1 protein-coding gene and 1 pseudogene are annotated in these 7,447 nt (G+C 34.5%); both read right to left on the reverse strand.

Annotation, left to right across the window (positions count from 1 at the left end; translation table 11 throughout):
• A partial coding sequence (locus PMI10_RS21290) for a hypothetical protein (protein WP_007811741.1) occupies positions 1-6,395 on the reverse strand: 6,395 nt, incomplete at its 3' end.
• 147 nt (positions 6,396-6,542) lie between these two features.
• Positions 6,543-7,447 (reverse strand): annotated as a pseudogene (locus PMI10_RS21295) (hypothetical protein); the annotation flags it as partial.

A 7,447-nucleotide genomic window follows, 5' to 3' on the forward strand; every position in this document is an offset into this window, starting at 1 on the left:
GTAATCGATAAAGCAGCTGATGGCTGAGTAAGTGTTACTGCATAAGTAGCAGTACATTTAGTTTTTCTATCAGTTGCTGTAATTGTATAAACTCCTGCAGGCTGTGCAGCAGTAACAGCAATCGTAGTTATAGTTTCACTAACATTATTAGCGCTCTGAATAATTGTATTGGCAGCATTTTTAATTACATAGTCATAACCCCTGTCTTTAACTCCATTAACTGTAAATTGAATAGTACCCGTACCACCAAAACACTTTATTGAAGAAAGGACACTTCCTCCTGCAAGGATATCCGGTGCACTATTTACTGTATATGGTTTTGTAAAAGAACAATTAGTTTTAGTATCGGTTGCCTGGAAAACATAGCTTCCCGGAGTCAATGATTTAAATTCCCCGTCAGCATTAATTGTCGCGTCATATCCTACAGGTCCTGAAATAATTTGATAACGAATCGGAGATGATACTCCTCCTTTTACAGCAGCAATATTAACATGGCCGCCGGCAGGTGTTGTAGAGCAATCATAACCACTATCCGTAATGGTAATATCTGTAATTTGATTTATAGCACTTATCGTTACAGACAATGGTCCAATTTGACAATTATTGGCATCCTGGATATAAGCCGTTACTGTTCCTGCAACAGATGTCGAAAACGTATTGGTAGCAGTAAAATTAGAAGTTCCGTTGAAACTGTATTTGTAAGGTGCTGTTCCACTTCCACCTGTTACAGTTACTACTGCCGGAACTGTTCCTGATGCACTACATTGTAATTCAGTAGCGCTAATAGTTCCGGTAACAATACCCGGATTTGTAATAGTAACATTACTTACAGCAGATTCACAGCCTTTGCTGTCAATTACTTTGATATTATACGTTCCTGCAGACAAACCTGTAAATTGATTTGTAGCCTGAGTTGTATAAGCAGCACTTGAACTTAATTTAATAGCATAAGTATAAGTAGTTGTAGCTCCATTCGCAGCAGTAACTGTTATCGTTCCATTATTAGCATTATTACAAGTAATGTCAGTTTTTGCTGTTGTTAAAGTTGGTGTTGTTTTTGGAGAAACAACAATAGTATTACTTGTTGCAGGACAACCTTTAGTGTCTGTAACCGTAAAAACATAATTTCCTGCAAGTGTAGCTGTATAAGGGAAAGAAGTCACTGCAGTTGCCGCTCCTCCATTATAAGAAACAGTATAGGTATAAGGAGCTCCATAACCACCTGTTACAGCAGTAGTGATTGAAGCATTAACTAAACATGTTAAATCTTGTGTCAAAGTTGCATTCAATTGCAATTGAGGCTCTATAATAATATTTGAAATTGTAGTTGTACAATTATTACTATCCGTCACTAAAATAGTATGCGTTCCAGGCGCAACATTATTAAAAGTATTCGTATTGATTGGAGTATTACTATCTAATTTATAAGTATAAGGTGCTAGTCCTCCAGTTACAGTAACAACCAAACTGGCAGGGTTAAGAGGCGTATAACACCAGTCTGTAGCAGCTGCCAGAGTTGCAGTTGGTCCAGTTGGAGTAGTTATTGTAATAGGAGCAGATGCCGGAGATAAACAGTTATTGGCATCTTTTACCTGGACAGTATAATTTCCTTGTGGTATATTGGTGAAAGTTTTACTTGACTGAAATGGTTTCACAATCCCAGAACCATCACTTAGTTGGTACTGATAACTTCCGGTACCTCCTGTAACGGTCGTAACAGTAATTGTACCTCCTGTTGTACAAGTTGGTGCTGTTTGATCTACTTTAACAATAAGTATTGCCTGAGGAGCTTTAACTTCTGAATCAAATGAAAACTTACAAGTTCCTGCAACGTCATTTTTTACAATTACTTTATATATTCCTGCACCCAATCCAGAAACGATTACCGGTGAAGTAGTTGATGTATTCCAGGTCGAACCATTATTAACAGAATAATAAAAACCTGTAGTTGTATTAAAATTAGTTGCAGTAATAGTAATACTTCCATCAGTAGAACCACTACATTTTGCATCTTGAATCCCTGGAGTAGGTGCGCTAAAAGCACTATTGGCGTTAATAACTATTGGGAAATTTTTTTCGTTACCACATGATTTTGGTATCTGACGTACCCAGATGTCATCAATCAGTACATCATTCCCATGAAACTCATTATTATATGAACGAATAACAAAACTTAAATTATTGTAAGCCCCTGGGTTTAATGACAGTTCTTTAAATTCCCATTTCTCTGATTTTGGCACTCTCCAAGGATTTGAAGTATCAGTGGTAGCAACAATAGTTTCTGTACCACCTACCCCATTCAGATTATTTATTAACTGAATAGTTAATTTTGGATCATCATGACCTGAATTAACTGCTTTAATTAAATTTTCAGCCCATAATGAAATAATTACGGCTTGATTAGGTATAACATCATAAATAGGTTTACTATATAAAATACCTCCGATTCCAGCTGTACCTCCAACATTCACACATAAAAATCTACTTGTTGTATCTGTTGGATTGGTGTGATCTCTAGGGTCACTAAGCCATACATTACCAAAAGTAGTTCTTATTTTACTGGCTACTGCATATTCTCCATCATTAATCCATTCGTCTTTATTACATTTATAAGAAGGGTCTAAATGTGTACTAGATTCATCCTCAAAACAATAAGCAGGATTAATTCCCGGAGTAGTGGTAAAACCACCTTTTCCAAAATCTTCCTGTAATAAATTACTATAGGTAGAAACTGTTGTAATATTATATTTAACCTTTACCGTATGAGTACCTGAAGGCACATTTAAGAAAGTATTACTTGGTGTATTTGTATTTAATACTCCATCTAAATAATATTCATAAGTATAAGTTGCCCCTGTAGTAGTTGGTGTGTTCACCACAACAGTCGCGGTAGCAGTACCGTCGCAATTGAATACCGGATTAACATTGCTATCAATTACCGGATCTTCCGGCTTAGGATCTAAAATAACATTATAAGGAATTTGATAAATACATCCTACATTATCTTTTACACGCAAATCATAAGAAACAGTAGATGAAACTACATATTTTTCATTTGAAGTTTGCCATGTAGCTCCGCCATCAAAACTGTATTGGTAAGGAGCTGTACCTCCCTGTACATTGGTAAATCTGATCAATCCAGTAGGCTGACCTCCTTGTAAAGGTCCACAACCCGCTAATTCAGCAACACCTGCAGAAGCAGTTACAGCCGAAGTTGGTCCTGCTATAATTACTTGTTGTGCAGGATCCTGACAATACTTGATTTGTGGTTGAGTTTGCCATTGAGGTATATATGAAATACCATATCTGACAACTACATTATAGGTACCAGGCTGTAAATTAGAAAAAACAGGATTAGTTTGAAAAGTTCCTCCATTATTAATGCTATAAGACATACTGTATCCATTAGGAACAATATTTGTAATTCTTATTTCAGAATTATCATTATAACAACTACTATTTGTATGAGTTACATCGTACGTTGGTTTTGTATTGCTCGGAACTGTAATAGAAATTGTAGTTTCACAGTTTTTAGAATCAACTACTCTAATAGAATAAGTTCCTGGAGCTGTTACTATAATTTCGTTAGATGTTTGAAAAGTTGAAGATCCATTAATAAAATAAGAATACGGAGCCCAATTTCCACCTGATGCACTTATTACAATTTTTCCGTCACTACAAGCTGTTAATGGTTCAACTAAAGCTGCTGTTGCATTTATAGCTGATACCGGTTGTTGAATATAAATATATTCAGACACATCACAATTTGGAGCCGGTGTACCAGGAACAGGTCTGTTTGTTACCCTAACCCTATAGGTTATTCCTGGAGTTAAATTTGCAAAAGTATAATCTGAATTTGGTACAGGGCCTGAGCTGTTTACAAGTGTATTACCATCATAAAGATAATAGTAATATTGAGGATCAATATTTAGAGCTCCAACTTTTATAGTCCCTTTTTCACCAAAACATGCAGGTTGAGTTACAACTGTACTTATCTGCAAATCTCTTTTTCTAATAAGGATATTAGGTATTGTAAAAATACAAGGATTGCTCGTTACACCAATCTGTCTGATATGAATAGTATAAGAGTTAGGATTAGTAATGTTGAAAATATTACTCGCTTGATATGCTCCTATTGCTCCGTTCGGATCTGTACTAATCGCATATTCATATCCTGAAGGAACACCATTTACGGTAATTTTTCCGGGTGTACCACAAATAATATCTTCATGTGTTTCTGTTGCGGTTAATGTATTTTGATAAACATTAAAATAAAAACGATTAAAGCAACCACCCGTATAATTTACTGTTAAACGATATTGTCCCGGGGCATTAGCAGTATAATTTGCACCTGTACCAACTTGTGACCAGGTACAACTCGTCCCTTCGTTTGCACAATTCTGATTTGTTATTGCGGTACAACTGGCTGTGTTTAATTTTTCCCAAACAATTGTAGAGTTTTCAGTAATATTTGTTTGTATAAGTCTTGTTGCAGTACCCCCGCATAAGAAAATATTTGGTAATGGTTTTCCATTATCAGGACAAGTTACAACATTATCAGCATAAGGAATTACCGGATTTGTAGTTGTAGTTCCAAAACGGGTAACTGTAAAAGCCTGATAAATAGATCTACATGGTGCTGCTGCCAAATTGTACACATAATACGTTCCCGGGTCTTTTACGTTAAGTGTTTGACCTGTTCCGATTTGAATTGTACGTGCCTCATCACTATACCAAGTGTAAGCCGAATAACCGTTTGCCGCTACTAAATCTACATTCTCTTTACATAAAGTAACATTTGCTGTAAATTTACAACCGTCAATACCAACCAAAAAGTTCGTAGCCTTCGGAACCAGTATACAACCTGTATTAATATTAACACTTGGGTCATCTGAAATTACAAAACTAGTATTTTGCTGACCTCTATAAGTTGCATAAGCTGAATTATCAATACTGTTAGAACACGCTTCGCTCAACATACTACAATCAGGCACTACCTGAACCTTAAAACTAATTATTTTTTCAGGATCTCCAACTTCAACAATACTGTTATTAACTGCAAAAACAATATTTCGTGTTGCAGCATCATAACTTTGAATAGTTACACCAGCCGGTAATGAAACAATATCACCCGGATAATTAAAAACAATATTAATTGGCAGCTGATCTCTAATTGTAAATGATGTAGCATTATCATTACCTGTATTTTTAAATCCAATTTCATAATTTAACTGTTGCCCTAAAGTTACATTTTGACCACCAATATTATTCCCTGCGGCATCTTTTACGATTTTGGTTAAAACAATTTGGGGCTCAATAATTTCAACATTAAAAGCATTGAAAAACAATCCATAACCATCTCCACCTGTACTCAGTTTTAACTGCGCTGAAGTATCATTATTTTTAATAATGGAATTTGATGCATTATTAAGATTAATAATACCGGCTTCAAAACCAAGAGTGTTCCCACTTGCCGGACTTCTATTTGTATAGGGTCCGTTAACATCGTTAATTGTACTATTAAAAAAGTTATCAATTGCACGCTCATTAGTAGAAATGTCAGTATTATTTATGGCATAACGATCACCAGTAAGATTAACATCCCCTTCTAAAGCTGCAAAAGCCAATTTTGCTTTTACTGAACCTGTTGGAATAGTTTTAAAACCCGAGATATCATATGTCACAGGTACACTTCCAGACTGAATCCATCTCAAACCGTCAAATGTAGTAATATATTTTGCTGATGATTTTGGATCCTCATATACAACAAATAACGACCAACCCGCAGAAAATCCACCGTTAATATTACCTCTTGCAGAAATAATATTGGCAACTGTATAGACTCCTTCAGGATTAGTTAATCCTTGTATTAATGATGTCGCATCATAGTAATATGCATACGGCATCTGACTTCCGTTGGACGTTGTCGGATAATAATCATAAATTAATGTCCCTGTAATATCATTGTAATTAGTTTGATTCGCAAGTTTAAATTTAACTTTACCCAAATCAGCACGGTTTACAGTACTATTATTAACAGAAGCTTGACTATAAATACCAGCCCAATATAGCCCCGCATATACAATTTTATAACACTCCCTACTAGCTGTTGGTACTGCCAAAGTTGCAGAACTTGAACTAAATGTTGAATTATCACTATCAACATCAACATATTGCATGTTAAGGTCATTATTATTCTGAGTCGTAGAATTAAAAGCATCATTTGGTCCTTGACTATTTGTTTGTCTATTCAAAATATTATTACCTATCAAAAGCATATCACCTTTTAAACTCGTATCAAAACGAGCAGCGAAATCCTTTTGAGAGAATACAATAAAACTTTGTATAAAAAATAATACAACAAAAACTGATTTTAAGGTAGTAGGTCTTTTCATGATATTATGGTTTTCAGTTTAACTAATCATTTTTTGAAGGGGCATTCAAAAAAACGACATGTAATCTTATTTTTATTCTTTTTATTTTTAATATGCCTTCTTTAAAAAAGAAAGTTGCCATCCATATTTATTATTCAATATTCCTTTTTAGTTCTCCACTTTTACGATAACCATTTTGCTATTGTAAGGTTTATTCCCTTTTGTTTCTAAGGCTTTCGTTGCTTCCGCTAAGCCTTCGAATTTTTCGTAATAAATATAATATTTACTTGTTGTTACATTATAAAAGAAATTAACATCTGAGCGTCCTGCAGCAACAGCTTTAGTTAAAAATTCGTCTCGTTTTTCAACACTGCTGTGAACTGCAATAATTAGATAATAGCCACTCTCAGAATTTTTAATATTCTTAATAATTTGCATGTTTGACTGGTCTTCACCAAAATCAAAATCACTTTCTGTTAATGGTGTACTACTTAATTTTGTTGTTTCTTTTATACGTTTAAGAGCGGCAAGATCCTGGGCATATCTTCCCTGATCATTTTCATATGCTGCACGTTTAATTCTACGTTTTTTCTCAATTTCAGTTTCCGTTTTAATACGTTCCAAATTAGAAATCAAAGTAAGATTATCCTGTTCTGCTTTTAATTGTGCCGCTTTTAATTGATTAATTTTCTCTAAATAAGCTTTATTTAAAGCATCATTTTTATTAGGGAATTTTTTAAGTCTTTCGTTATATAGGTTCGTCAAATTAGCAATAGCATCTTTTTGAGCTTTATTAGCATCGGCTATTTGTGCTTTCAATGATTCTATCTGACTATTCTCAGCTGCAACACTCTTGAAAGGCTTTGGTTCTTTATAAATTCCTTTTTCACTCAAATCATTTTCTTCTTTCAAATCATTCAAATCTTTTTGCTTATTAGCAACTGTCGCATTGAATTGAGCGATTAAATCTGATTGTGTTTTGCTTGAACTTTCAATTGATTGGGTTAAATTATCAATCTCTTTTGCGCTTTCATCTTTTGTAGCTGCTGCTAATGCATCTGCTGCAAGTTTTG

The organism is Flavobacterium sp. CF136, assembly GCF_000282055.1.
In the GTDB taxonomy this organism is placed as follows: Bacteria; Bacteroidota; Bacteroidia; order Flavobacteriales; family Flavobacteriaceae; genus Flavobacterium.